Source organism: Halosaccharopolyspora lacisalsi, from assembly GCF_014137975.1.
GTDB classification, from domain to species: Bacteria; Actinomycetota; Actinomycetes; order Mycobacteriales; family Pseudonocardiaceae; genus Halosaccharopolyspora; species Halosaccharopolyspora lacisalsi.
Genome location: NZ_JACGWZ010000001.1, coordinates 1,579,395 through 1,605,707, shown reverse-complemented (window position 1 = coordinate 1,605,707; position 26,313 = coordinate 1,579,395). Strand labels below are relative to the sequence as shown.

Annotated in this window: 23 protein-coding genes; 13 read left to right on the top strand and 10 right to left on the bottom strand. The window is 69.3% G+C overall.

Features of this window, described 5'->3' with window-relative positions:
* Nucleotides 1-19 precede the first annotated feature (19 nt).
* From catA to FHX42_RS07735, 4 genes are all read right to left on the bottom strand, one after another.
* Nucleotides 20-865 carry a catechol 1,2-dioxygenase gene (gene catA / locus FHX42_RS07750; RefSeq protein WP_182543390.1) on the bottom strand — a complete coding sequence of 282 codons (846 nt, stop codon included), beginning with the start codon at nt 863-865 and terminating at the stop codon, nt 20-22.
* Nucleotides 866-1,001: 136 nt separating this feature from the next.
* A complete protein-coding gene (locus FHX42_RS07745; RefSeq protein WP_235987129.1) occupies nt 1,002-1,757 on the bottom strand; it encodes a dioxygenase family protein in 756 nt (251 codons plus the stop codon).
* Between the two features lie 209 nt (nt 1,758-1,966).
* A complete protein-coding gene (gene mgtE / locus FHX42_RS07740) occupies nt 1,967-3,298 on the bottom strand; it encodes a magnesium transporter (RefSeq protein ID WP_182543389.1) in 1,332 nt (443 codons plus the stop codon).
* Between the two features lie 49 nt (nt 3,299-3,347).
* Nucleotides 3,348-3,629, bottom strand: a complete 282-nt coding sequence (locus FHX42_RS07735) for a hypothetical protein (protein ID WP_220480072.1) — start codon at nt 3,627-3,629, stop codon at nt 3,348-3,350.
* 129 nt (nt 3,630-3,758) lie between these two features.
* Between FHX42_RS07735 and FHX42_RS07730 the strand changes: the two genes are divergently transcribed.
* Nucleotides 3,759-5,051: a helix-turn-helix domain-containing protein gene (locus tag FHX42_RS07730; protein ID WP_328795948.1), complete on the top strand. Its 1,293-nt coding sequence runs from the start codon at nt 3,759-3,761 to the stop codon at nt 5,049-5,051.
* A gap of 197 nt (nt 5,052-5,248) precedes the next feature.
* Nucleotides 5,249-7,054, top strand: a complete 1,806-nt coding sequence (locus tag FHX42_RS07725) for an NAD(P)/FAD-dependent oxidoreductase (RefSeq protein ID WP_182543388.1) — start codon at nt 5,249-5,251, stop codon at nt 7,052-7,054.
* A gap of 138 nt (nt 7,055-7,192) precedes the next feature.
* Here the strand turns inward: FHX42_RS07725 and FHX42_RS07720 are convergent, their stop codons facing one another.
* Entirely contained in the window at nt 7,193-7,825 is a 633-nt protein-coding gene (locus FHX42_RS07720) for a hypothetical protein (RefSeq protein ID WP_182543387.1), read from the bottom strand.
* Nucleotides 7,826-8,126: 301 nt separating this feature from the next.
* On the opposite strand from FHX42_RS07720, the gene FHX42_RS07715 reads away from it, so the two are divergent.
* From FHX42_RS07715 to FHX42_RS07690, 6 genes are all read left to right on the top strand, one after another.
* Nucleotides 8,127-8,510 carry a hypothetical protein gene (locus tag FHX42_RS07715; RefSeq protein WP_182543386.1) on the top strand — a complete coding sequence of 128 codons (384 nt, stop codon included), beginning with the start codon at nt 8,127-8,129 and terminating at the stop codon, nt 8,508-8,510.
* A 287-nt stretch (nt 8,511-8,797) separates the two neighbouring features.
* Nucleotides 8,798-9,205, top strand: a complete 408-nt coding sequence (locus FHX42_RS07710; protein WP_182543385.1) for a YciI family protein — start codon at nt 8,798-8,800, stop codon at nt 9,203-9,205.
* Nucleotides 9,202-10,347 carry an RNA polymerase sigma factor gene (locus FHX42_RS07705; RefSeq protein WP_182543384.1) on the top strand — a complete coding sequence of 382 codons (1,146 nt, stop codon included), beginning with the start codon at nt 9,202-9,204 and terminating at the stop codon, nt 10,345-10,347. The genes FHX42_RS07710 and FHX42_RS07705 overlap by 4 nt, the downstream gene beginning before the upstream one ends.
* Nucleotides 10,348-11,004: 657 nt before the next feature.
* Nucleotides 11,005-12,915 carry a molecular chaperone HtpG gene (htpG, locus tag FHX42_RS07700; RefSeq protein WP_182543383.1) on the top strand — a complete coding sequence of 637 codons (1,911 nt, stop codon included), beginning with the start codon at nt 11,005-11,007 and terminating at the stop codon, nt 12,913-12,915.
* 330 nt (nt 12,916-13,245) lie between these two features.
* Complete coding sequence (locus tag FHX42_RS07695; RefSeq protein ID WP_182543382.1) at nt 13,246-14,202, top strand: ADP-ribosylglycohydrolase family protein; 957 nt, start codon at nt 13,246-13,248, stop codon at nt 14,200-14,202.
* 265 nt (nt 14,203-14,467) lie between these two features.
* Nucleotides 14,468-15,955, top strand: coding sequence for a SulP family inorganic anion transporter (locus tag FHX42_RS07690; RefSeq protein WP_220480070.1), 1,488 nt, complete (start codon nt 14,468-14,470; stop codon nt 15,953-15,955).
* Between the two features lie 83 nt (nt 15,956-16,038).
* Here the strand turns inward: FHX42_RS07690 and FHX42_RS07685 are convergent, their stop codons facing one another.
* Nucleotides 16,039-16,413 carry a MerR family transcriptional regulator gene (locus FHX42_RS07685; RefSeq protein ID WP_235987127.1) on the bottom strand — a complete coding sequence of 125 codons (375 nt, stop codon included), beginning with the start codon at nt 16,411-16,413 and terminating at the stop codon, nt 16,039-16,041.
* Nucleotides 16,414-16,659: 246 nt separating this feature from the next.
* Here FHX42_RS07685 and FHX42_RS07680 point away from each other — a divergent pair, with 246 nt between their 5' ends.
* Nucleotides 16,660-16,806 (top strand): hypothetical protein, encoded by a 147-nt coding sequence (locus FHX42_RS07680; protein ID WP_182543379.1) that lies wholly within the window; start codon nt 16,660-16,662, stop codon nt 16,804-16,806.
* A gap of 603 nt (nt 16,807-17,409) precedes the next feature.
* Here FHX42_RS07680 and FHX42_RS07675 read toward each other — a convergent pair.
* The 4 genes from FHX42_RS07675 to FHX42_RS07660 all read right to left on the bottom strand — a co-directional run bounded on the left by FHX42_RS07675 (nt 17,410) and on the right by FHX42_RS07660 (nt 20,786).
* Entirely contained in the window at nt 17,410-18,615 is a 1,206-nt protein-coding gene (locus FHX42_RS07675; protein WP_182543378.1) for a metal-dependent hydrolase family protein, read from the bottom strand.
* Between the two features lie 12 nt (nt 18,616-18,627).
* Complete coding sequence (locus FHX42_RS07670; protein WP_182543377.1) at nt 18,628-19,809, bottom strand: MAB_1171c family putative transporter; 1,182 nt, start codon at nt 19,807-19,809, stop codon at nt 18,628-18,630.
* Entirely contained in the window at nt 19,800-20,339 is a 540-nt protein-coding gene (locus tag FHX42_RS07665; RefSeq protein WP_182543376.1) for a hypothetical protein, read from the bottom strand. The genes FHX42_RS07670 and FHX42_RS07665 overlap by 10 nt, the downstream gene beginning before the upstream one ends.
* 69 nt (nt 20,340-20,408) lie before the next feature.
* Nucleotides 20,409-20,786, bottom strand: coding sequence for a hypothetical protein (locus FHX42_RS07660; protein WP_182543375.1), 378 nt, complete (start codon nt 20,784-20,786; stop codon nt 20,409-20,411).
* A gap of 1,079 nt (nt 20,787-21,865) precedes the next feature.
* Between FHX42_RS07660 and FHX42_RS07655 the strand changes: the two genes are divergently transcribed.
* The 4 genes from FHX42_RS07655 (at nt 21,866) to FHX42_RS07640 (ending at nt 26,284) form a co-directional block, all read left to right on the top strand.
* The gene (locus FHX42_RS07655; protein WP_182543374.1) at nt 21,866-23,308 is read left to right on the top strand and encodes an AAA-type ATPase lid domain-containing protein; all 1,443 of its coding nucleotides are present in this window, start codon (nt 21,866-21,868) and stop codon (nt 23,306-23,308) included.
* A gap of 239 nt (nt 23,309-23,547) precedes the next feature.
* Nucleotides 23,548-24,555 (top strand): amidohydrolase family protein, encoded by a 1,008-nt coding sequence (locus FHX42_RS07650; protein WP_182543373.1) that lies wholly within the window; start codon nt 23,548-23,550, stop codon nt 24,553-24,555.
* The gene (locus tag FHX42_RS07645; RefSeq protein WP_182543372.1) at nt 24,555-25,262 is read left to right on the top strand and encodes an iron-sulfur cluster assembly protein; all 708 of its coding nucleotides are present in this window, start codon (nt 24,555-24,557) and stop codon (nt 25,260-25,262) included. Before FHX42_RS07650 ends, FHX42_RS07645 begins: the two co-directional genes overlap by 1 nt.
* The gene (locus FHX42_RS07640; protein ID WP_182543371.1) at nt 25,259-26,284 is read left to right on the top strand and encodes an NAD(P)-dependent alcohol dehydrogenase; all 1,026 of its coding nucleotides are present in this window, start codon (nt 25,259-25,261) and stop codon (nt 26,282-26,284) included. Before FHX42_RS07645 ends, FHX42_RS07640 begins: the two co-directional genes overlap by 4 nt.
* Nucleotides 26,285-26,313: the final 29 nt, after the last annotated feature.

Here is a 26,313-nt window from a genome sequence, read left to right as displayed (position 1 = left end):
GGGGCGATTGCCCTTCGAGTCATTCCCGGTCGAGGGTGAAGTTGTAGGTGACTTCGTTGCTCGTGCCGTCGGCCGTGGGGGTGGGGTCCAGCAGCAGGCTCGGTTTGACCGCCTGGGCGATGTCGTCGTCGACGTAGTCGCCCCCGCGGAAGTACAGCTGCGAGGTGACCCGCCGGTGCCCGGCGGCCGAGACCTTCAGGTGCAGGTGGGCCGGACGCCAGGCGTGCCACCCGGCGGCGGCGATCAACGCGCCGCACGCCCCGTCGTGCGGGATCTGGTACGGGGCCGGCTGGACCGTGTGGATCCGGAAACGCCCCCACTCGTCGGCGACCACGGTGCCGCGCAGGTTCCACTCCGGCAACCCCGGCGCGTACTGGGAGTAGAAACCGTAGTCGTCGGCGTGCCACATCTCCACGTGCGCCCCGGACAGCGACCGCCCCGACACGTCGGTGACCCGACCCTGAAACACCAGGGGCGTACCCGGCTCGTCGTCACGCATCGGCAGACTCGCCTCCGCCGGCAACCGCGGCGAGTCGGCCACGTAGTACGGCCCCTCGATGGAACCCTGACTACCCTCGCGATCCTCGGTGGCGACCTCCTCGACGACGTGCTCCAACCACACGTCGAGGAACAACGGCCACTCCCCGTCCGCACCGACCTGGATCAACCACGCCTTCAACGCCTCGTACTCGTCGTAGGAGACCTCGTGCCTGCGGATGGTCTCGTGCACCGCCCCCAACACCTCACCGACCAACATGTCCACCCGCTCCGGACTGCTGGTGGCGCCGGCGCTTTCCTTGGATAGGAAGCGCTCGGTGGCGGAGTTGCCCGAAGCGGCGGCGGTCGCCTCGTACTCGACGGTCATGTCCTTGCTCCTCGTTTCTCGTGGTGCGGGTTTCTCGCGGTGGGTCTCTCATCGCGGCAGCCGCGGTCGGCGGCCGCTCAGGTGTCCTGGCGGTAGTGGGGTCCCCTCGTTGACGTGCCGATCGGGAACGGACCGGTCAGCCGAATTGCACGGAGCGTTTGGCCAGGCCGTGCCAGAAGCCGTCGATGGGGGTGCGCTGGTTGGCCAGCTCCTCCTCCGTGGCGCCGAGGGTGACGAACAGCGGCGCGAAGTGTTCGGTACTCGGGTGGGCGAGGTTCCCGGCGGGGGCTTTGTGCCGGAAGTCGAGGAGCTCGTCGACCTCGCCGGCCCGCAGGGCGTGTTCGCCCCAGTCGTCGAACTCGAGCGACCAGGCCGGAGTCGTGGGCTCGGACAGGGCCCGGAGGTTGTGGGTGAAGAATCCGCTGCCGATGATGAGCGCCCCTTCGTCGCGCAGCGGGGCGAGCGCGCGGCCGAGGTGCATGAGCCGCTCGGGCTGCAGAGTCGGCATGGAGATCTGCAGCACGGGGATGTCGGCCTCCGGGTACATCTCCACCAGCGGCACGTAGGCCCCGTGGTCGAGTCCCCGCTCGGGGAAGTCCTGCAGCGGTGTGCCCGGGTCGTGCAACAGCGCGCGCACGCGTGCGGCCAGCTCCGGGGCCCCCGGTGCGGGGTAGCGGACCGTGTAATACCGCTCGGGGAAGCCCCAGAAGTCGTGGACCAGGGGGACGGTGGTGGTCGCGCCGATGGCCAGCGGCGCTTCCTCCCAGTGCGCCGAGATCATCAGGATCATCCGGGGGCGGGGCAGCTCACGAGACCACGCGGCGAGTTCCCGGGGCCACACCGGATCGTCGGCCAGCGGTGGGGCCCCGTGGCTGAGATAGAGCGCGGGCATGCGATTCGCGGTGTCGGTGGACACGTCCGCACCTCCTCGAACTCGTTCGAGTTTGAACATCATTACCGTACTATGTAATTCGAATTCGAACAACCATCGGGAAGGGAACGACGTGCGGGAGGACCGGAACGTCGGGACGACCTCGTACCCAGGAGCACCCGACGGCACGGGGTCAACGCCGGGAGCCCGGCGGTGAGGAACGAGCCGGGTCAGACGCCGAGCACGGCGCGGGCGACGAGGAAGTAGATGACCAGGCCGGTGGCGTCGACGAGGGTGGTCACCAGTGGTGCGGAGACCACGGCCGGATCGATTCCGACTCGCCGGGCCAGCAGGGGCATGACCGAGCCGACGACCGCGGCCCAGGAGCAGATGGCTACGATGGACAGTGCCACGGTGATCGCGACGGGGGCGCTGACCAGCAGGGTTCCGATGCCCAGGCCGACAACGGCCAGCATCGTTCCCAGCAGGAGTCCCACGCGGCATTCGCGCCAAGCCACGCGGAGGATGTCACTGGTGCGCAGCTCGCCGAGCGCCAGCGCGCGGACGGTGGCGGTGGCCGCTTGCGACCCGGCGTTGCCGCCGGTGCCCACCAGCAGCGGGATGAACAATGCCAGCGCGGTGACCTGGGACAGGGTGGATTCGAAGAACTGCAGGACGTTGACGGTCAGGGTGGCGGCGACGATGAGCAGTAGCAGCCAGATGACGCGCGAGCGGGCGAGTTGGACGACGGTGGCGGCCATGTAGTGCCCGCTCCACGGGGTGGTGGCCGACTGGCGGGCGATGTCCTCGGTGTCGGCGGCTTCGATCAGTTCGATGGCGTCGTCAACGGTCAGCAGCCCGACCACGCGGTCTTCGCTGTCCACGGCGGGCAGAGCCAGCAGGTTGGCATCTCGCGTCAGCCGGGCGGCGGACTCGGCGGTGTCGGCGGCCCGGGTGCGCGGCGCGTCGGTGATGGCCAGCTCGTGGACGGGTGTCTCGGGCGGGCTGAGCACCAGCCTCCGCAGGGTGACCACGCCCTGCAGGCGCCGCTGGTCATCGACGACCGGCAGGGTGTAGACCGTTTCGGCGTCGTGGCCTTTGGTCCGGACCACGTTCAGGGCCTCACCGGCGGTGAGGTGCTGGCGCAGCGGTACCACCTCGGGGGTCATGTACCGGCCCACCGCACCCTCGGGGTAGCCCAGCAGGTCGGCGGTCATGGCCCGCTGACGCTGGCTGAGTCCTTCCAGCACGCGTTGGGCGAACGTCGCCGGGGCCTCGCCGAGCAGCCGGGCCCGGTCGTCGGGGTCCATCGCCTCGACCAGGTCGTGAAACGCCTTGTCCCGCAGCCCGGACAGGACGTTGTGCTGGTCGACGGGATCGAGCTCCTCGAACACCGCCAGCGCCCGGTCCTTGTCCAGCAGCCGGAACAGCAACACCGCCGCCACCGCGTCCTGGCGGCCCAGCTCGTCGGCGATCTCGTGGGGCAGGCGCTGGTCCAGCCACTGCTGCATCCCGGCGACATCGTTGCCCTCCAGCAATTCACGCAGGACATCAGTAGGCATGACCACACTCCTCGGGATCGCCCTGAACGGGTTGTCGTCGTGGCCGGGGTCAGGGCAGGCGTTGGCTCGCCACGATCGACCACCCGACCACGACGAACGTCACCAGGGTTCCCAGAGCCGGCCACGGTTTACCGGCATCGGTGCGCTTGATCTCATCACCGATCCGCTGTCGCAGCGCACGAACGGGCACCCACCACAGGCGTTCGCCGACGAGCGCTTGGGCGCCGACGACGTCGTCGACCTGACGGCCCGAGGTCACTACGAGACCACCGGCTGGGTCGATCACATCCCGATGGACGAGGTCGTCACGTCCGGCTCCCACGCCCTGCACGAGGGCAAGCGCATGAAAGTGCTGGTCGACCCGACATCAAGCGGAGGTGACGTCCCCTCCCCCGCGCCCACCCCTTGGCGCCTGGTGAGATGTGGGACACACTGGGGGCGACGAGAAGGAGCCGCCCCAGTGCACCAGGAGAGTCTCGAAACGGCGCTACCGACGGGGGAGGACCCCCGTCGGTACGCGCATGTGCTGGCGCGGGTGCACGACGCGGCACTCGCTGGTGAGAGGCCACCCGCGCGGCCACGTCCGGTGATCGACGCGTCCTGGCAACGGATGCTGTCCCGGGGCATAGATCCCGAACGGGGTCGCGGCGGGCAACCGTTGCCGCCGGAGGAGCTGGAGGCGCGCCGGCGCGGCTCGGCCCTCGCCGACGTGCTCCCGCTGCTGCGCGGCAGACTGGCCGGAGTCGCCGAGCAGACCGCGCACATCATGGTCATCACCGACGCCGAGGGCCGCGTGCTGTGGCGGGACGGCAGCAGCAGCGTCCGCCGCAACGCCGACGCGCTCGGCTTCGTCGAGGGCATGAGCTGGAACGAGGACATCGTCGGCACCAACGCGATCGGCACCGCGCTGGTCACCCACCGACCCGTGCAGGTCTACTCCGCCGAGCACTACGTCCGCTCCCACCACGCCTGGACGTGCGCGTGCGCGCCGATGCACGACCCGAGGAGCGGGCAGCTGCTCGGGGCAGTGGACCTGTCCGGGCCCGCCGCGACCGTCAACGCCACCACCCTCGCCCTGGTGGACACCGTCGCCCAACTCGCCGAGTCGCAGCTGCACGCCGTACACGCCTCGGACCTCGAGCGACTGCGCCGGACCGCGGCCCCCATCCTGTCCAAGGTAGACGGCCGGGCGGTGGTGACCGACCCGCACGGATGGGTCGCCGCGTCGTCCGGGATCGCTCCGGTCGACCGGGTGGCGTTGCCCACCGAATGCGACGCCGGCCGGACGTGGCTGCCCACGTTCGGCGACTGCGTGGTCGAACCCGTGCCCGGCGGCTGGCTGGTGCGGCTGCTCGACGACGACGCCACCACCGAATCCGCCCGGCCCCGCACCCGGGTGCGACTCGACCTGCGATCATCGCGCCAGGCCCGCGTCGAGGTCACCCTGCCCTCCGGCGACTGGAGCCACCCGCTGAGCCCGCGGCACGCGGAGCTGCTGTTCCTGCTGGCCACCCACCCGGACGGTCGAACGGCGGCGCAGTTGGCCACCGACGTGTTCGACGACCCCGAGCGCACCGTGACGATCCGCGCCGAGATGTCCCGACTGCGCCGACACCTCGGTGGTCTGCTCAGTCGCCGACCGTACCGGTTCAGCGACAGCGTCGACGTCGACGTGCTCCGTCCACCGGATTCGGAATCGCTGCTGCCGCACTCCATCTCCCCGGCCGTGCGCAGCAGTGACGGACACGACTAACCAGCCGTCACGAAGCGAGCGCGGCTGAGTCGCGGCACCGGGCGGGCAGCATCGATCTCGCCGATGCAACCCCTTGCAACCCGTGCGGACGCCACCCACGTCTGGCCTTATGGCCTGTATCACGTGATCGCCACCACGGCACCGGTGGCGCGGCCGATCACGCCGAGGGACACAAACGCCTGTGCAGGAGGTAGCCCGTGCACCAGACCGTGGAAACCACCCCGAAGCAAGCTCCCGCCGCGCAGTGGGTGTCCGAGTTCTCCGAGGCCGTCGCCGCCCGCGACGCCGACCGCGTCTCAGCGCTGTTCACCGAGGACGGCTACTGGCGCGACCTCATCGCACTCACCTGGAACATCACGACGCTGGAGGGGCGCCAGGAGATCGCCGCCATGTTGCGCGCGACGCTGGAGAACACGGCCCCGGGCAACTTCACCGTCCTCGGGGAACCCACGCAGACCGACGGTGTCACCGAGGCCTGGTTGTCGTTCGAGACCGAGGTCGGCCGCGGCACCGCCCACCTGCGCCTCGTCGACGGCCGCGCGTGGACGTTCCTGACCACGTTGGACGAGCTCAAGGGCCACGAGGAGTCGATGCGCCATCGGCGCCCCAAAGGTGCCGAGCACGGAGCCGACCCCGACCGGGTCTCCTGGGGAGAGCAACGCGAAGCCGAACTGCGCGAACTCGGCTACAGCCGCCAACCCGAGGTCGTCATCGTCGGCGGCGGCCAGGGCGGCATCGCGCTCGGTGCGCGGCTGCGCCAGCTCGGCGTGTCGACGATCATCGTCGAGCGCAACGAGCGGCCCGGGGACTCCTGGCGCAACCGCTACAAGTCGCTCGCCCTGCACGACCCCGTCTGGTACGACCACCTGCCCTACCTCAAGTTCCCGGACAACTGGCCGGTGTTCGCCCCGAAGGACAAGATCGGCGACTGGCTGGAGATGTACACCAAGGTCATGGAGCTCAACTACTGGGGCTCGACCACCGCGCTCAGCGCGAAGTACGACGAGGACAACGCGCAGTGGGAACTGGTCGTCGACCGTGCCGGTGAACAACTCACGCTGCGACCGAACCAACTGGTGATGGCGCTGGGCGTGTCCGGCAAACCCAACGCGCCGAGCTTCCCCGGCCACGAACGGTTCCGCGGCGAGCAGCACCACTCCTCGCAGCATCCCGGCCCGGACGCCTACACCGGCAGGAAAGCTGTGGTCATCGGCTCCAACAACTCCGCCCACGACATCTGCGCCGCGCTGTGGGAACACGGGGCCGACGTGACGATGGTCCAGCGCTCCTCAACGCACGTGGTGCGCTCGGAATCACTGTTGAAGCACAGTCTGGCGCCGCTGTACTCCGAGGAGGCGGTGGAAGCCGGCATCGACACCCGCACCGCGGACCTGACGTTCGCCTCGATCCCGTACCGGATCATGAACCAGTTCCAGAAACCGGGATTCGACGTCATCCGCGAGCAGGACGCCGAATTTTACCAGCGGCTGGAGAAGGCCGGCTTCCAGCTCGACTTCGGCGCCGACGACTCCGGGCTGTTCCTGAAGTACCTGCGTCGCGGTTCGGGCTACTACATCGACGTCGGAGCCTCCGAGCTCATCGCCGACGGCGACATCAAGCTGGCCCACGGCGAGGTGTCCGAACTGACCGAGACCGAGGTCGTGCTCACCGACGGCACCCGGCTCGAGGCCGACCTCGTCGTCTACGCCACCGGATTCGGCTCGATGAACGGCCTCGCCGCCGACATCGTCGGCCAGGAGGTCGCCGACAAGGTCGGCAAGGTCTGGGGACTCGGCTCCGACACCGCCAAGGACCCCGGACCCTGGGAGGGCGAGGAGCGCAACATGTGGAAACCCACCCAGCAGGAGAACCTGTGGTTCCACGGCGGCAACCTGCACCAGTCCCGGCACTACTCGCTCTACCTGGCACTGCAGCTCAAGGCCCGCGCCGAGGGCATCCCGACCCCGGTGTACGGACTGCAGGAGGTCCACCACACCTCCTGACTCCCGGCCGGGGCCCGGAAGGTGCGGGAGGTGTTCGGGTCGGGAGTGGCGTTCCCACTGCCGACCTCTCCGATGCCGACCTCAACAGGTCCGGGTGCTGCCCGCGCCAAGCGGAGCGGGCAGCACCCGGTGGTCAGCTCATTCGCGGAACCAGCCGGCCCGGAAGACCGGGGCGTCCCCGGCCACCGCACGCCGGCACCAGTCGGCGAGCTCGGCCCCCACCTGCTCGGGCGTGCGCCCTGAGGTGTCGAGAACCGTCATCGCCCACTCCGGCCCGGGGGTACGACCGACCCAACGCTCCCAGCGCATCGCCGGCCAGGCATCGGTGGTGACCGCCTCCGGGACGTGCCCCGGATCGGTGGCGTGCGCCCGCAGCCAGGTGGCGAAGCTCCGATGGAGCTGGATCAGCTCCTCCGGCTCGTCGCGCTGCGCGAGACGAGCGAGATGAGCTTCCTCGTCGACATCGAGCAGGCACGCGGCGATGTCGATCCGGTCGGCGCTCGGTGCGGCCAGCACCTCGCCGAGCGGCACCGGATCACCCGCGAACAGCAGATGCTTGCCCTCGGCCTCGAGGGCGATCGCGTGGCGGACCGCGACTTCCACCTGTTCCTGGCGCCAGGCGATGGTCGGAACAGCGGGAATCGGGCCGAGCGTGAAGAGCTCGGCGGTCTCGTACGTGTCGTCGAGCCGGCGACGCTCGAGCAGGTGACGCGCGTGCAGGCGCGCGGTTGTCTTGCCGACGCCGGAGGCACCGGAGACGAGCAAAAGCATGTTCTTCCTTCAGCGTTGACTCGGAAGGCGCCGAGTGCGCACGGCACGGCGCCGGGACTCGAGGAGCGAGTCAGCTGAGTCGGAAGAAGAACTGCTGCATCATGTCGGAGAGGCTACGGCGTGACGGCGAGGTGCTCCACCGAATTTTTCGGCCGAGCTGAGCGCCCTCGACGGTGACCGCAGCCGGGTCCGCAACGGCACGGACTCGACCACGTGAGCCGGAACCACGCTCTGCACCATGGTCTTCGGTGGTGGGGCCTACTACGCTCCGGTTTACCAGGCCCGGTGGATGAGAACTGCGATGCGTGAGCCGATCGTGCGGCTGGTGCACGAACGCACCAGCCCACCTGGAGTCGATGCCGGCGTCGAGCCACTGATCGCGGTGTGCGCCACCGAAGAAGAGGCCGAGAGCATCGGGGAGGCGAGTTCCGCCCGCGGCCGGTACGCGTCCTGGGAGCACCACCCGCTCCAGGGCGCCGCCGGTCGGACCGCTCTGGTCGACGGCGAGATGACGCACGTGGTGCTCATCGGCGATGTGGAAGCCGAACCTCGCGATCCGATCGGTATCGCCGTCCGCACCGACCGAAACGCCGCGGAACAGCGCGCAGCCGACGAGCTTCGTCGGAGCGGAGGCTCCGGGTGCCACGCGGTTTCGCTGCCCATCGGTTGGCGAGCCGACGTCTGATCGCGGGCAGCCGCGGACTGTGGGCTACCGACCAGGTGTGGTGCGTGGGTCAGCGGCGGGTGGGTGCTCACCCGGCCCCTCGCACTCGGCCACACCGGTCCGTAAGCGGAACGGCTTGCGTGCGCGCGGGCGGGTTCTCGTTCGGCGGTGCGGGCACCCAGGGGCGGTGACGGCCAGAAGCAGATCCGGAGAGTTCGGCACGCTTCCGGGTGTCGAGAATGTGATGCCGGCTCCGTCCCGGGGAACACCAGCGGTCACTGCGGGCCGCCCGACGAAGGAGGAGAACCATGAAGTACCTGCTGCTGAAGCACTACCGAGGTGGCCCGCCCCCCGCTGTCGACTGGGCACCGATGGACCAATGGACGCCGCAGGAGGTCGACGCGCACATGCAGTACATGCGTGACTTCGCCGCCCGGTTGGAAGAGACGGGTGAGTTCGTCGACTCGCAAGCACTGGCGCCCGAGGGAGCGTTCGTGCGGCATGACGGCGGAGGGCGCCCACCGGTGACCGATGGTCCGTTCGCCGAGACCAAGGACCTCATCGCCGGCTGGATGGTCATCGACGTGGAGTCCTGGGATCGCGCGGCCGCGCTGGCCGGGGAGCTGTCCGCCGCTCCCGGGGCCGGGGGCGAGCCGATCCACGAGTGGCTCGAGGTGCGCCCGTTCCTGTCCGAGCAGCCCACGGTCGCCGAATGAACGAGTCGTTGCCGCGGGAGCTGGTGCCCGCGGTGATCGGCGTCCTCGTCCGGCGCGGAGCCGACTTCGCGTCGGCCGAGGACGCCGTGCAGGAGTCCCTGATCCGTGCGTTGGAGACCTGGCCGGACGATCCACCACGTGATCCGAAAGCGTGGCTGGTCACGGTCGCGTGGCGCAGGTTCCTCGACACCACCCGCGCCGAGGCGTCCCGACGGGGCCGGGAGCGGGCCGTGGAAGTAGAGCCCCCGGCCGGCCCGGCACCCGCCGCGGACGACACGCTGCGGCTCTACTTCCTGTGCGCGCACCCCACCCTGGCCCGGGGCTCGGCCGTCGCACTGACGCTGCGCGCGGTCGGTGGCCTGACCACGCGGCAGATCGCGACGGCGTACCTCGTCCCCGAGTCGACCATGGCGCAGCGGATCAGCCGGGCCAAGCGGCGGATCGCGGGGCTGCGGCTCGACCAGCCCGGCGATCTCGGGACGGTGCTGCGAGTGCTCTACCTCGTGTTCAACGAGGGGTACGGCGGGGACGTCGACCTGGCGGCCGAGGCGATCCGCCTCACCCGCCAGCTCGTCTCCCTGACCGACGAGCCCGAGGTCGCGGGGCTGCTCGCGCTCATGCTGCTGCACCACGCGCGCCGCACGTCTCGCACCGGTCCGGGAGGTCGCCTGGTGCCGCTCGCCGAGCAGGACCGTTCGCGCTGGGACACCGACCTGATCACCGAGGGGGTGGCGATCCTGCAGGCCGCACTGGCCCACGACCGGCTGGGCGAGTACCAGACGCAGGCCGCGATCGCCGCCCTGCACGCGGACGCACCGAGCACCTCCGAGACGGACTGGGCGCAGATCGTGGAATGGTACGACGAACTGCTGCTGCTCACCGAGAGCCCGGTGGTGCGGCTCAACCGCGCGGTGGCGGTCGGCGAGGCCGACGGACCGCAGGCCGGTCTGGCGGCGCTGGTCGGCGTGAACCCCGGCCTGGCCCGTCACGCCGCGGTGGCGGCATACCTGCACGAACGCGCCGGTGATCGCGGGCACGCCGCCGAGCTGTACGCCGAGGCCTCCCGCGCCGCGACCAGCGTGCCGGAGCGCGACCACCTCGCCCGCCAAGCCGCACGGGTGCGGCAACTGCTGCGGCCATGAGCGCGGAATCCGAGCTTCCCATCAGGAGCGCCCGAGGGTAGTTGGTCCTGGTCGAGCACATGAATGCCTGGACACAACCGTAGGCACCACCGGTCGCGCCACCAGGTGTACGAGGCACGAACGTTCTCGCCGACACGCGTGACCGGCTCGCCCGTGATGAAAGACAGCTCTACAGCCGATCCGGTATCAACGAGGAGTTCCGGGCTCGACCGGCCTGGGGGTCACCGGGAGCCCGGAACGTGGACAAGTGTACACCCTCATCGGTCCGCTGTGGAACAGCTTGCTCGGGGCACGTCGCCGGTGTCCACCTCGATGATCCTCGACCTGCCCGCCGAGGTGTCACGGTTCGTCCGCGACGGAGTCGCCGTCGAGGAACGCGGCCCGGCCGCTGCCTGCTCACCCTCGGCTCGTGGGCATGACTCGTCCCGACCACCGCCATCGACGGGTGCGACGCCGCCGTCGAGGACATCGGCCCGCGCTGCCACCCGGTGTGTTCCCGAGGTTCCACTGCGACACCAGCGGTCAGCCGGAATGCGGTGTCACCGACGTCGAGGGCGGGGTGATTGTCGCGTTCACGCGAGCTCCTATAATCCTGCCCGTACTGGTGTCGTCGTTCGACGCGACGCGCGAGAATTGTGATTTTCGAAAAGGGGATCAGTGAGTACACAGGCGGAAACGTTCGAATTCCAGGCGGAATCGCGCAAATTGTTGCAGTTGATGGTGCACGCCATCTACTCGAACAAGGACACGTTCCTGCGCGAACTCGTTTCCAACGCCTCGGACGCGCTCGACAAGGTGCGGTTGGAGTCCTTCCGCGACAAGGACCTGGAGGTGGACACCTCCGATCCGCACGTCCTGATCGAGGCCGACCGGGAGCATCGCACGCTGACGGTGCGCGACAACGGCATCGGCATGTCGCGCGACGAGGTCCAGGAGCTCATCGGCACGATCGCGAAGTCGGGAACGGCCGAACTCCTCCAGCAGCTCAAGGACACGAAGGACGGCGCGGCCGCGCAGGAGCTGATCGGCCAGTTCGGGCTCGGTTTCTACTCCAGCTTCATGGTCGCCGACAGGGTGACGCTGCTGACCCGCCGGGCCGGTGAGGACACGGGCACCCGGTGGGACTCCACCGGCGAGGGCACCTACACCATCGAAACGGTCGACGAGGCCCCGCAGGGCACGGCGGTGACGCTGCACCTGAAGGCCGAGGACCAGGAAGACAGCCTGCTCGACTACACCGACAGCACGACGATCACCAACATCGTCAAGCGCTACTCCGACTTCATCTCGTGGCCCGTCCGGATGGAGGTCGAGCGCACCGACTCCGAGGGCGAGACCACGCGGCAGATCGAGACGATCAACTCGATGAAGGCGCTCTGGGCCCGCCCCAAGGAGGAGGTCGCCGAGGAGGAGTACCACGAGTTCTACAAGCACATCAGCCACGACTGGAACGACCCGCTCGAGACCATCCACATGCGGGCCGAGGGCACGTTCGAGTACCAGGCGCTGCTGTTCATCCCCTCGATGGCTCCCTTCGACCTCTTCACGCGCGACCACAAGCGCGGTGTGCAGCTCTACGTCAAGCGCGTGTTCATCATGGACGACTGCGAGGCGCTCCTCCCGGAGTACCTGCGCTTCGTCAAGGGCGTGGTGGACGCCCAGGACCTCTCCCTCAACGTCTCGCGGGAGATCCTGCAGCAGGACCGCCAGATCCAGATGATGCGCAAGCGGCTGGTCAAGAAGGTCCTTTCCACGGTCAAGGACATGATGACCGAGGACCCGGACCGCTACGGGAAGTTCTGGGACCAGTTCGGACAGGCCGTCAAGGAGGGTCTGGTCAACGACCTCGACAACCGCGACCAGATCCTCGAGATCGCGTCCTTCGAGTCCACGCACGATCCGGAGAGCAAGACGACGCTGCGCCAGTACGTCGAGCGGATGAAGGACGACCAGGACAGCATCTACTACATCACCGGGAGTTCGCGGTCCAAGGTCGAGAACTCCCCGCACATCGAGGCCTTCCGGGACAAGGGCCTGGAAGTGCTGCTGCTGACCGACCCGGTCGACGAGATGTGGGTGGAGTCGGCTCCCGAGTTCGACGGCAAGCAGTTCCAGTCGATCGCCAAGGGGCAAGTCGATCTCAACGACCAGGACGAGGACGGCTCCGGGACCGAGCGGGCGCAGCAGGAGCAGGAGTTCTCCGAGGTGCTGTCCTGGATGTCGACCAAGCTCGCCGACGACGTGAAGGAAGTGCGGCTGTCCTCGCGCCTGAGCACGTCCCCGGCCTGCGTGGTCGGCGACACCAACGACATGGGCCCGACGCTGGAGAAGATGTACCGCGCCATGGGTCACGAGGTGCCGCGGGTGAAGCGCATCCTCGAGGTCAACCCCAACCACCCCCTCGTGAGCGGGATGCGCGACGCCTACGGCAAGAACGGGGAGAGTCAGGAGCTGGAGGAGACGGCCGAACTCGTCCACGGCATGGCGCTGCTGGCCGAGGGCGGTGAGCTCCGGGAGCCCTCGCAGTTCACCAGCCTGCTGGCCAACAGGCTCGCCCAGACGCTGTAACGCTCCGCGTCCTCGGGGCCGGAAAGCAGTCGTTCCGGCCCCGAGGGCGAGCTGGGAAGCTCCTCCTCGGGCGGCTGTTCCCGCGCGGGCGGACCACCACGGCGAGGGGCGGTTCCGGGGGACCTGGCAGAGCCGGAGAACGGGGAACCAGCGACACGGAAACCGGGACACACCACCTCGGTGCGCACAATGCCGAAGCGGACCGCGCTCGAAGCCCGGTACCGGGTGCCCGATGACACCCGGAGAGGGTGCTGCCTACGTGCTGTCCAGCGTCGCAGTACTCCCCTGCCCTCGCATCATCGCCCACACCGAGCAGGAGACGAACGGCCCATGACCACGTCCGGAGCACCTTCCCAGACCGCCGCCAAGGCACGGGGGCTGTTGTTCGGTGTCGCCGTCGGCGACGCCCTGGGAGCCGCTTTCGAAGGCGCGCACAGCGTCGACGGTGAGCGTCTCGCGCAGCAGGAGCGCGCCGCCACTCAGCTGCGCTACACCGACGACACGGCACTGACCCTGGTGCTGGCGCGTCATCTCGTCGACCGGCAACATCCGGTCCCGGTCGACGAGGACGCCCTGGCGCTCGAACTGGCCCGGGAATGGCAACGCGAGCCCTGGCGGGGTTACGGCATGGGCAGCCGGGAAATCTTCGAGCGCGTCCTGAGGGGAACGCCGTGGAGGAAAGCCTCCGAGGACTGCTTCGGCGGGGAGGGCTCCTACGGAAACGGGGGCGCCATGCGCGTGGCCCCGATCGCGCTGGTGGGCACCAGCCCCGCCCACGTCACCGAACTCGCCGCCCGCAGCGCCGTGATCACCCACTCCCACCTCCACGGGCAACGCGGCGCCATGCTGCAAGCCTGTGCTGCCTTCCTGGCCCTGAACAGCGACGGGGGCAAACCCCTGGACAAGGCGGCCTTCCTCAGCCAACTCTCCCGCGCCGTCGAACACACCGACTGGCGATCCCACCTGGACCAGGTGCACGCCCTCGTCGACACCGCCTCGCCCGCCTTCGCCGCCGAACGCCTGGGCAACGACGCCGCCGCACCCACCTCGGTCCCCCTGGCCGTCCTGGCTTTCCTGCAGCATCCCGACCAACCGGCCGAGGCGATCCGCTACGCGATCCGCGCCGGCGGCGACACCGACACCATCGCCTCCATGGCCGGTGCTCTGGCCGCGGCCCGCACCGGCGTTCAGGAACTGCCCACGGCATGGCTGGACCGCCTCGAGAACGCGGAACACGTCGGCGAACTCGCCGACACCCTCGCCACCCGCATGGCACCGTCCCAGTAAGCACCCACCGCCCACGGGAGACCGCAGGCCCGACCGCACCGCCCGACCAAGTAGTTCGGCCGGGCCTCATCCGTGCCGCGGATGACATCGCGCCCGGCTCACCACGACGCCCCGTGGACCGTGCACCGCGTCACAAACCGACGTGGGTCACATTCTCTCCATCTCTGCCCTGACGTAAAGGTAGAGTCACGCCCGTCCGCGCAGCTCCGTCGACGTGGCTGCGCCTGGGGCCCTTCTCCGCATTCACCACTGACGAAAGAAGATGATGTCGCTTCCCGCCGCCCTGAGCTCTCGTCTCCGGCGTCCCTCCTGGCTGTCCCCCCGCGTGTTGCGCACCGAGGTGCTGGCCGGCCTCGTCGTCGCACTGGCCCTGATCCCCGAGGCCATCTCCTTTTCCATCATCGCCGGCGTGGACCCCCGCGTGGGGCTGTTCGCCTCGTTCACCATGGCCGTGACCCTGGCCTTCGTGGGCGGGCGGCCCGCGATGATCTCAGCAGCCACCGGCGCGGTCGCCCTGGTCGTCGCTCCCGTCGTTCGCGATCACGGGGTGGAGTACCTCATCGCCACCGTCATCCTGGGCGGACTGATCCAGGCCCTGCTCGGTGGGCTCGGCGTCGCCCGGCTCATGCGGTTCCTGCCCCGCAGCGTCATGGTCGGGTTCACCAACGCCCTGGCCATCCTCATCTTCACCGCCCAGCTGCCCTACCTCACCGACGTGCCCTGGACGGTCTACGCCCTGGTCGCGGTCGGACTGGCCGTGATGGTCGGACTGCCCCGCGTGACCAAGGCCATCCCGGCCCCGCTGGTGGCCATCGTCGCGCTGACCGCGTTCACCGTCGCCGCGAGCATGTCCGTGCCCACCGTCGGCGACCAGGGCGAGCTCCCGAGCAGTCTGCCGGTGCTGGGGCTGCCCTCCGTGCCGCTGACCTTCGAGACCCTGCGCGTCATCGCCCCGTACGCCCTGGCCATGGCACTGGTCGGCCTGCTGGAATCGCTCATGACGGCCAAGCTCGTCGACGGCATCACCGACACCCACTCCAACAAGACCCGCGAGTCCTGGGGTCAGGGCGTGGCCAACATCGTCACCGGCTTCTTCGGCGGCATGGGCGGCTGCGCCATGATCGGCCAGACGATGATCAACGTGAAGTCCGGTGCCCGCACCCGGCTGTCCACCTTCCTGGCCGGGTTGTTCCTGCTCGTCCTCGTGGTCGCGCTCGGCCCCGTCGTCGCGCTGATCCCGATGGCCGCCCTCGTCGGGGTCATGATCATGGTCTCCGTGGGGACCTTCGACTGGCACAGCATCCACCCCGCCACGCTGCGCAGGATGCCCAAGAGCGAGACCGCGGTGATGGTGGCCACCGTCGCGGTCACCGTGTTCACCCACAACCTCGCCATCGGCGTCGTGGTCGGCGTGCTCACGGCGATGGTGCTCTTCGCCCGCCGGGTCGCCCACCTCGTGTCCGTCGACAGCGTCCTCGACCCCGACGGCAGCACCAAGATCTACCGGGTCACCGGCCAGCTGTTCTTCGCCTCCAGCAACGACCTGGTGTTCCAGTTCGACTACGCCAACGATCCGGAGAACGTGGTCATCGACCTGTCCGAGGCCAACATCTGGGACGCCTCCACCGTCGCCTCGCTCGACGCGATCACCACGAAGTACGAGCAGCGCGGCACCACGCTGACCATCACGGGGATGAACGACTCCAGCGAGAAGCGCCACAGCGCCCTCGCCGGCAACCTCGGCAGCCACTGACACCGACCCGTACGGGCGGTACCGCGTTCTCGCTGCCGCCCGTGCGGGAGGTCTTCCCACTACAGGTACCCGGTCGAGCCGCACTATTCGGACAGGCGCTTGCGCAACGTGGCGGAGAAGTCCTCGGCCACGTGCAACTGCGCCCGCAGGCTCTGACACCGATCTTCGGCCTTCTGCCGGAACTCGTGCAGGCGACTCCGCCCGTCCTGCGTGTGCTCGTTCTCGCGCGGGGCATCGAGAATCCCCAGCAGCTCGCGCATCTCGTCGAGCTGGAACCCCAGCGGCTTCATCCGCTTGATCACTTCCAGCCGCTCGATGTCGGGCTCGGCGTAGAGCCGGAAACCGCCCTGGCTGCGCGCGCTCGGCACCACCAGACCGACCTCCTCGTAGTAGCGGATCGTGCGCAACGACAGGCCGGTGCGCTCGGCGACCTCACCGATCTGCGCGTGCCCGCTCAACAGCCGCGCCCCCTCCTCGCTACCCACGGCACTGACACCGCCAGTACCCACCGATGATCGCCCGTCCGAGCATCCATCCACCATAAGCCGCCCCTGTCGCTCGAGATCCGACGATCCGGACCACGTCCCCACGACTCTACATTGACGTCAGTGTCAGTTTTTGAGCCGCGACGGACAGCCGATCCCCCTGCTCCGCTCAAGGCTCGAAGTCCTTGATGCGATCGAGCAAGCTTCGTCGTCCCACCAGTGACCACGTCCGGAATCCTGGCCACCACCGAGGATTCCGGATCCCGAGCGGAGCTGCTCGCAGTTCTCCGGCAGCTTCCGGAACACCACTTCGGCAACGTACGCGACCTGTGGGAATACCTCTCCGAGATTCCCGTGGACACCTGACCCGTCCTGCTCCAGTTCGCCGAACACGGAATCGACTTCCCGCTTCAGCACTACGCGTTTTGGTCACCGAGGGCGACTTCGACGGTCACTACGCCCGCATCCGGGAAGCCGGCACCGAGCACGGAGCCCACCCACACGGAAACGGCCCGGGCAGTACGACGCCAACCACGGCGGGCACGGCGTGTACTTCTGTGTCCGGGGCGATGCACACCCGCACCGGTTCTGCTCGGTAATGCTCCACGTCCGCCACGGCTGAACCTCCGAATCGACGCTTTGCCTCGAGCGTCGGTCCAAGTCAGCAGACGTGTGCCACGGGCAGGCTTGGTCCAACCGGGCGGGGTTTGCACGAACTCGTCGACAGCAGTCCGAGGAGCTGCTGCGGCTCGTGGCGTTGGCCCGAGCCGATCACACGGTTCCTGTGCCGATGGTCGGCGACCTGCGAGTTCCTCGCTCCCGGAGCGGCCGCCGTAGTCTGCGTGGTGACTCGGTATGGTCCTGACAAGTACACCGTGGACGCGGCTGTGGTCGATGCTGAGCTGGCAGCGGCGGAATTCGACGCAGCACGGGCGTGGTTGGCCCGGGCCCGCGCGGGCCCGGCCTGCTCTACCCGACAGCGGTTTCGGGGGTGGCCGCACGCCCCCGGGCGAGCACGAGCCGCTGCTGGTGCAGTGCGGTCACGTCGGCGAGCGGATCACCGTCGACCACGAGGAGGTCCGCGGCGTAGCCGGGGGCGAGCCGGCCGACCCGGTCCAGACCGAGCGCGCGGGCCGCCCCGCTGGTGGCCATGTCGATCACGCGTGCGGGAGACCAGCCGACCGCGTCGACGTAGTAGCTCAGCGCGCCGACGTAGTCGTCGAACACCGACGTGGGCAGGCCGCCGTCGGTGCCGGGCACGAACCGGATACCGTGCTCGTCCATCCAGCGGATCCGGTCGAGGGCCGCCTGCGAACGCTCCTCACCGACCACGATCCGCTGGAAGGTCCTCCAGTCCGGCGGGTAGGCGTGGCACACGGCGATCCCCCGCGCGGCGATCTCACGGGCGACCTCGTCTCGCAGTTCCGAGCCGGAGTTCTCCGCACCCTGCCACGAGCAGTGCTCGATGGTGTCCACGCCGGCCGTGGCAGCGGCCGCGATCGCCTCGGTGCCGTGCGCGTGCGCGGCCACGGGGATCCCGGCCGCGTGGGCCTCCTTCACCACGAGGGCCAGGTCCTCGGGGGAGAACTGGCTCTGCCAGGTGGGCGGCGAGTCGGGGGTCATCTCCCCGCCCGAGGCCATCACCTTGATGACGTCGGCGCCGAGCGCGGCGTTGCCGCGGATGCGGTCGCGGATCTCCTCGATTCCGGAGACTTCGCCGCCGAAGAACCAGCAGTGCCCCCTCGGCGGTGTCAGCGGCGGGCCGGACCCGAGCAGGCGCGGGCCCACGAGGTCACCGCGGTCGATCGCGTCGCGCACCCGCAGCACCAGCCCGTCGCGGTCACCGAGGTCCCGCAGAGTCGTCACCCCCGCCCGCAGGGCCTGCTGCGCGCGACCGGCGATGCCGAGCAGCAGTTCCGCGTCGTCGGCCGCGCGGTAGCGGTCGAGCATGCCGAAGCCGGCGTCCCACGACAGGTGGACGTGGGCGTTGACGAGTCCGGGCAGCACGGTTCCGCCCACCGCGGTGCGGTGCCGCGCGTCGTCGGCTTGCGGTTCGACTTCGGCACGGGGGCCGACGGCGGTGATCGTGTCCCCGTCGACGAGCACCGCGCCGTCCTCGATCCGCTGCCCGGCCGGGCCGGGCAGCACCTGGTCGGCGGTGATGAGCTGTTGCATGGGAGTCCGCTTTCACTCGTGGGCGTCGAGGGCTCGGGCGAGTCGGACCAACTGGCTCACATCGGTGTCCACAGTGGCCGTGGTCGTGGTCGGTGCTGCTACCAGCAGGGGCGCCGACGAGGAGGGGGTGTGCCCGCTCGCGCGCAATTCGAGTGCACGGCGCACGGCATCAGCCTGCTCGGCCGGATCGGCATCGGGGTCGCAGCCCACGTCCCGCAGCCAGGGGCTGAGCTTGGAGAGGCCGTCGCGGCATTCGATCGCGCGGCGCCAGAACGCGCGGTGCACCTGTGCGGCGGAGAGCCGGTCCCGCCAGAGCTGCCCCGGTTCCCGGTGGGTGTGGTCGAGTGCGTCTTCGGGGAAGGCCCGGTGCAGTCGCGCCCACAGCGGTCGCAGAGCCCGGTACTGGCGGCGGTGGTGCAGCCAGACCCGCAACGTGGCCCACCGTGCGGCGATCCCGACCGCGAGCAGCCCGCTGATCCACAGCACCGCTCCGATCTCGATGAGCGACGTGGCGCCGGTGGCCAGCATGTCCGGGACTGCCAGGCCCACCCCGGCGGACGCGACGTACAGCCCGCGCCCGGCGGAGGCGATGCCGAACAGCACCATGCCCGCCGCTGCCAGCCACAGCCCGAACCGCACGCGGGCGCTGGACTCGCGCCCGTAGCGCACCGCCCAGACGGCGGCAGCGCTGCAGGAGTACGTGAAGTAGACGAGAGCCACCGCGTAGAAGGCCACGACTTCGGGACGCTCGAGGGCGGCGTCCTGCAACCGGCCGCTGGCCGGGTAGGAACCGGCCTGGAGTCGCGGCGGGGTGGCCGCCATCGACAGGGACAGCACCGCGCACACGGCCACGACCGCGACACCGTCCCACCATCCCCGCAGCGGCACTCGTGGTCGTTCCTCCGCGCGGCCGGTGGCGTATCGCGTCCCGGACGCCGACAGCAGGAAGAACAGCATCACCGCGTAGAACCCGAGAGCGAGCGCGCAGTTCTGGATGAGCTTGCCCGCGCCAGGAGTGATCGCGCCGTCGCTCAACGCCCGCAGCGCGGTGATCATGAACGCTTCACCGAGCAGCAGCAGCACCAGCGCGATCACGATGACCCACAACCCGCGGTCGCGGGGGCTGCGGGCGAGGCGATAACCGAACCAACCGGTCATCCCCAGTTCGAGCACCTCGGTCGGCGTCACAACCATTCGACCTTGTCTCCAAGCACGCGCCGCAACCGGTGGTCCCGGGCACCGTTCGACGGCAGGGTGACACCGTCCCGCGCGGCGGCACGGCCGAGCAGGACGGTCGCGATCGTCTCGGCCTCCCGCTCGACGCGGGAGTTGTACGAGGTGCGGCGGAGCGTTCCCGTGCTGCCGTTCGGGTCGATCTCGGACAGATCGTCGACCGGGTCGAGAGGGTGACCGCCGAGAACGTGCCCGAGTTCGTGCGCCACGACGTGCTGCTGGTGCAACGGGGTCGCCACCCGCTGATACAGGATGTAGATCGCCTCGTCCTGCGGCTCCGGTGCGTACCGGATGGTGAGCCCGAACGGTCCGTGCGCGGGCAGATCGAACGGTGCGGCCACGATCGGCACCGGCCAGATCGCACTGAGGCGCTCGCACACCTCGAGCATGTCGGTGGGTTCCGCGATGCCCGCCCGTCGCAGCGTCGAACGCAGCTGCCGCCGCAGCCGGGCCTCCTCCCGATGCTGCCTCAAGACCTGCCGTAACGACACGTTCCTCCCTCGATCACCCGGACCACTCCGTTTCCGCGGCCGACCGCGGCACCACCGGCCGCAGGAGTCTCACCCGTCCGGACCGGTCCGTCTGCGCTTCTGGTGCAGGAACCGGATGAAGTCCGCGACTTCCGCGCGCCCGTTCTCGTCCAGTTCCCCCGCCCTGTTCAGCAGGACGGGCAGTTCGTCGTCCGCACCGGATCGGCGCCCCGTGAACGAGTCCGTCGTCGTCCCGAAGAGTTCGGCGAGTGCTCGCACCAGGTCCCAGGTCGGTACGTGCTTCCGGTTGGCCACGCCGTGCAGGTGCTGCCGGGAGATGGGATGACCACGCTCGGTCAGCGCACGTGCCAGCGCCGGGATCGACCACGGGCGCCCGTCGTCCCGGACCTGCTCGTCCATCAGTTCGTACAGCCGGCTCGCGAACGCCTCGCGTCCCTCGTCTGCCACGCCGACCCTCCAATCGGTCCCCCAGCCACATCCATGTCAAATATCCACAACATCACTGTCGCTGATATTTGACAGCGGATGCATCCGGCCGTACCTTTCCAAGCGCGTCAAGAATATCTGACACGATGAGCTACCCACAGCCCGCGTCAGGCACAGCGAGGAAGGAGGACGGGCTTGGAACCGAGATCGCGCTGAACGAGATTCTTGACCGATCACCCACCCCGGCCAAGGCATGCGGTCATACCTGACCGACCGCAGGACCACTCGTTCGAATCGACCAACCAGCAGGACCCCGCAGGCGAGCAGAGCACGTCCGACTGTCCGGACCTGTGCACCATCGCGGAAACCGCGTCCACCGGAGCCGTTCCGGCGAAGCGGTCGGGCGCGACGTGGCGCTCATCATCCGAGCTCGACTCCACGAGGCCTCTTCACTGGGGGTAGAGGCCTCGTGAGCGACTCGCTCCCGATCGGCTGCACACAACACCCTCATTACCTTGCTCGCGGCCCCAACCGGGAGTCCCGGTCGCTTGGTCCGGCATGACTGCGTCCCCCCTCCCCCCTGTCGTCCGTGATCCGGGGGTGGTGTCACCCGGACCGGGAGGCGCCAGCGGACCGCTGAACAGCGGACACAACCGCCGGCGGGTAGGTCTGGTCGCAGGCGTGGGCGTCGGACTGCCGAGGAGCGGACCAGGCAGTTGCGCACCACCCACCCGAATCCGACTTTCAGAGCCGGAGTGACGGCCGCCCACCCGACCCATCGACGATGACGCACTCGTCGCTGCCGACGAACCAGACGTCGTCGTCGACGGCGTGGGCACCGCCCGTCCGGTGAGAAGGTTCGAGAGGGCGATGTGGCCGATGCGTGCCGTGCTCATCTTCGGGTCAGCGTCCACCACGATGATCTCGGCCGCGCCCGCGACCGCGCCGCCGCATCCGATCACGCCACCGCATCGCCTCGGCCTACCTCGCCGGTACCGAGCGGCCGCGGCGTCTCATTTCGAGACGCCGGTCACATTGGTGTGCGCGTTGGCTGTGTCACAGTCAACGCACGTACAACGAGGTAGGCGGGAGGTGCGCAGGTGGACGAGCTTGCCCGGGCGGGCCGCACGAGCGGTGCACCGACGGTACGCGGCCCACGCCTGTCGGCGTCGTGGCAGCGCAGTCACAGCTACGGGGCCCCCACCGACCGGGTCGATCCGGTCTTCATCGGCACGGTCGGTGACGACTCGTTGTTCTTCCGGTGCGGCCAGGAGGTGCTCGGCGGCCTGCAGGAGACGCTGGCGAACGAGCCCGTCAGTCTCATGCTCACCGACGAGGCAGGTCACGTGCTCAGCCGTGCGTGCCACGACCGCACCCTGGTCGACGCGCTGGACCGGAGCTACCTCGCCCCCGGCTTCGCCTTCTCCGAGCGCGAGGCCGGAACGAACGGGCTCGGACTCGCGCTCGCCGACCGCGCACCATCGCTGGTCCGCGGTGAGGAGCACTACTGCACCGGGCTGTGGAACTACACCTGCGCGGCCGTGCCGGTCACGGACCCGGTGCACGGTCGCCTGCTCGGCAGCGTCAACCTGACGACCTGGTCGCGGAAGTCCGCCAACCTGCTGCTGGCGCTGGCCCAGACCGCCGCCGGGCACACCTCGGCGTTGATGCTGTCCCGCGGACACGGCCTGCGACCGCACCCGACGCCTCGTGGCGAGGTCTTCCGCGTGAACACGGCGGCACGACCCGACTCCCCCTCGCCACAGCTGTCCCCCGACTGGGAAACCGCGCTCGCCGAGGTGCAGTGCGCGCTCGCCGCAGGCCGGTCGGTCGGGGTCGTCGGAGAGCGGGGCGCCGGCAAGACTGCACTGCTGAGCGCCGCCCTGTGTCGGGCACACCCACGCGACCGAATCCTCAACGCCCGGCCACCCGAGCCGCGCGACACCGAACCGTGGCTCACGCTGTGGACTCCCGAACTCGGCAAGGGCAACACCAGCGTCATCGCAGCAGGAGTGGACGCCCTGCCGTCCTGGGCGGCCACCGAGCTCGCCGAGATCGTCACGACTCGGGCCCGCCGGCCGATCACCGTCACGGCCCGCGAGGCGACGGCGATCCCGGAAGCACTGTCCCGGATCGTCGACACGGTCGTGGAGATCCCGCCGCTGCGCCGCAGGCCGGACGACATCCTCGCGCTGGCCGAGCACTTCGGCACCCGCGCCCGCAACCGGCGGGTCCGGTTCACCCCGAAGGCGGCCCGGACGCTGCGCACGTACCACTGGCCGGACAACGTCGCGCAGCTGCGCAGGGTCGTCCGCGAGGCCGCGAACCGCAGCGACGTCGTCGACACCCGGCACCTTCCTCCCGAGGTCCTGTGCGGGCCGACCCGCACGCTGACCCGCATCGAAACCGTCGAACGCGACGAGATCGTGCGCTGCCTGGCCGAGCCGGGGACCACCGTCACCCGCGCCGCGGAGATCCTCGGCATGAGCCGCGCGACGATCTACCGCAAGATCAGCCAGTACGGCATCCGCACACCTCGGTGACCGATCCACCGACACCGGCCTCGCCGTAACGGACCGCACAGCGGAAATCCGCTGTGCACCTCGAATCACCCCGGACACAGCTGTTCCCAGCACACCCGAGACGGCCACTGCTGCCCGTTCCCGGAAGCGCCCGAACCGGGAGTCTCAGACTGAGACATCCGAACCCTTCGAATCCGGGAAGTGAATTCCTAGTGTTCCGGACAACGCAGCACGGCTGCCGTCATTCACGGAGGACATCCATGTACCGAAAGGACGGCGAGTCCTACTTCATCATCGACGCACACGTCGCGTTGTGGGACGCCCGACCGGAGAACCAGCGCAACATCCACGGCAAGCAGTTCATCGACTGCTTCTACGACTACCACCGCAACCTGAGCCCCGACTCCGAGCTCTGGCCCTACGAGGAATTCCTCTACCAGGGCGGCGAGCGGCTCATGCGGGACCTGTTCGACGACGGCTACGTGGACCACGCGATCTTCCAACCGGCCCTGCTCGGCGATTTCTACGAGAACGGCTTCGGCCAGACCGAGCAGGCGTTCGCGCTGACGCGGCAACACCCGGACAAGCTCACCTACAACCACTGCTGGGACCCGCGGTTCGGCGAAGTCGGGCTGAAGCAACTGCGCGAGGACGCCAAGCGATTCGACCTCAAGGGAACCAAGCTCTACACCGCCGAATGGCGCGGTGAATCGCGCGGTTGGAAACTCGACGACCCGTGGTCGTACCGCTACCTGGAAGTCTGTCAGGAGCTGGGAATCCGCAACATCCACATCCACAAGGGGCCGACGATCCGGCCCCTGGACAAGGACGCGTTCGACGTCGCCGACGTCGACAAGGTCGCCACGGACTTCCCGGACCTGAACTTCGTGATCGAACACTGCGGGCTGCCGCGGCTGGAGGACTTCTGCTGGATCGCCACCCAGGAGCCGAACGTGCACGCCGGCCTCGCCGTCGCGATTCCGTTCATGCACACCCGGCCGAGGTACTTCGCCGAGATCATCGGGGAACTGCTGTACTGGCTCGACGAGGACCGCGTCCAGTTCTCCAGCGACTACGCGCTGTGGACGCCGCGCTGGCTGATCGAACGGTTCGTGGACTTCCAGATCCCGGAGGACATGACCGAGTACGCCCCGCTGACCACGGCCCAGAAGAAGAAGATCCTCGGGCTCAACGCGGCGGCGATGTACGACATCCCCGTACCGGCCGAGCTGCGGCTCCCCGAGTCGCGCACCGCGGAGGTGGCCTGATGCGCGGGCCCGAACAGGACGCGTTCGCCGCCCTCGGAGCCGTCGTCGATCCCGAGCTGGACGAGCCCATCACCGATCTGGGTTTCGTCCGCTCGCTCGTGGTCGACGAGGGTTCGGTCACGGTGCACCTGCGGTTGCCGACCGCGTTCTGCGCGCCGAACTTCGCCTACCTGATGGCCTCGGACGCCAAGGACGTGCTCACCGACCTGCCCTGGACCCGTGCGGTCACCGTCGAGCTCGACGACCACCACGACTCCGAGATGATCAACCGCGGGCTCGCCGCCGACGCCGGCTATCGCGGCACGTTCGGCGACGAGGCCGATTCCGACCTCGACGACCTGCGGCGCACCTTCCGCCGCAAGGCGCACACCGCCGCGGTGGAGCGGGTGCTGACCGGGATGCTGCGTGCCGACCCGGAGCTCGCCGAGACCGAGCTGCACCGCATCGCCATCGCCGACCTGCCGGACGACAACACGACCAGGGCCCTGCTGCGTCGGCGCGAGGCCCTGGGGCTGGACACCGACGGCCAGCTGCCGGTCCTGGTCGACGAACGCGGCAGCCCGTATCCGCCGGACCAGGCGCCGCTGCGGCTGCGGCTGGCGCGCTCCACCCGCATCTCGATCGACGGCAACGCGCACTTCTGCCGCGGTCTGCTGCGGACCCGCTACCCCGACGAACCCCTCGATCTGAAGGAGACCACGGCATGAGGGCCGTACAGGTCACCGGTTATCACCGGTCCCCGGAACTGACCGACGTCGCCACGCCGCGGGTCACCGATCCGCACGACGTGATCGTGCGGATCGGTGGTGCCGGTGTCTGCAGGACCGACGTCCACATCCTCGAGGGCCAGTGGGCGGAGAAGTCCGGCGTCACCCTGCCGTACACGATCGGCCACGAGAACGCGGGCTGGGTCGAGTCCGTCGGTGACGCGGTGACGAACGTGGCCGAGGGCGACAAGGTCATCGTCCACCCGCTCGTCACGTGCGGGCTCTGCCGGGCGTGCCGGTCCGGCGACGACGTCCACTGCGCCCGCTCGCTGTTCCCCGGCATCGACACCGACGGCGGGTACGCGGACTACCTCAAGACCTCGGCCCGCAGCGTCGTCCGCATCGACGACTCCCTGGAACCCTCCGACGTGGCCGCGCTCGCCGATGCGGGCCTGACCGCCTACCACGCCGCGGCGAAGGCGGCACGCACGCTGCGTCCGGGGCACCGGTGCGTCGTGATCGGCGCGGGCGGTCTGGGGCACATCGGGATCCAGGTGCTCAAGGCACTCACCGCCGCCGAGCTGATCGTCGTCGACCGCAACCCGGAGGCGGTGAAGCTGGCCCGCGACATCGGCGCCGACCACGGCGTCGTCGCGGAGGGCAACCACGTCGAGGAGGTTCTCGACCTCACCGGTGGGGACGGCGCCGAGACCGTCGTCGACTTCGTCGGGGAAAGCGGTGCCACCGCCGACGGAGTCGGCATGTTGCGCCGTGCCGGTGACTACCACGTCGTCGGTTACGGCGAGAACCTCGACATTCCGACGATCGACGTCATCTCGAACGAGATCAATTTCATCGGCAACCTCGTGGGCTCCTACAACGACCTCTGCGAGCTGATGACCCTCGCGGCCAGGGGCGAGGTTCGCCTGCACACCACCAAGTACCCGCTGGAGGACTTCCAGCACGCGCTCGACGATCTGGAGGCCGGACGCATCCGCGGCCGCGCCATCCTCACCCCCTGAGCCGCGTCGAACACGCTCCCGTCGTCACA